2 protein-coding genes are annotated in these 468 nt (G+C 58.1%); one reads left to right on the forward strand and one right to left on the reverse strand.

Translation table 11 applies throughout. The annotated features are described in order from the left end of the window. On the reverse strand, nucleotides 1-241 hold a 241-nt coding region (locus F6X68_RS34585; RefSeq protein ID WP_225852584.1), incomplete at its 3' end, for a hypothetical protein. A gap of 10 nt (nucleotides 242-251) precedes the next feature. Between F6X68_RS34585 and F6X68_RS33180 the strand changes: the two genes are divergently transcribed. Further along, nucleotides 252-468 (forward strand): hypothetical protein (locus tag F6X68_RS33180; protein ID WP_370519034.1); only part of this gene is annotated, 217 nt, incomplete at its 3' end.

Below are 468 nucleotides of genomic sequence, written 5' to 3' on the forward strand. Positions count from 1 at the left end.
TGCCTTTCGAGGCCTGAACCAGGCGGGCAGTAGCAAGTCCGGGTTCACCGGGCTGGCCTTCTGACTGGCAGGCCCCCCTCCCGGTGGTCCATGGGGCGCCGTTAGGGTAACTTGCACCTTGCCAGCTTGCTTTCGCCCAATAGACTTCCGGGTCAATGATGAGAATCTGGGCTTTCCGAGTCAGCTTAGTTGCATTGCTGGCTTCGACGTTTTCCGCGCACGCGGAGCTGGCGAATGCCATCCGCGCAATCGTGAACGACGCGGTCATCACGTACCAGGAGTTGGAGAGCCTCAACCAGCAGACGGCGGACCTGGTGGCCAGAAAATATGCCGCTTCGCGTTCCCTGCTCGAACAGAAGCTTACTGAGATGCAAACCGAGAACCTCGACAAACTGGTCGAGCAGCAGCTCATTTTGCACGAGTTCAAAACAGCCGGATACAGTTTGCCGGACAGTGTCCTCAATGACC

The sequence above is a fragment of the Micromonospora sp. AMSO12t genome (assembly GCF_008806585.1).
In the GTDB taxonomy this organism is placed as follows: domain Bacteria; phylum Actinomycetota; class Actinomycetes; order Mycobacteriales; family Micromonosporaceae; genus Micromonospora; species Micromonospora reichwaldensis.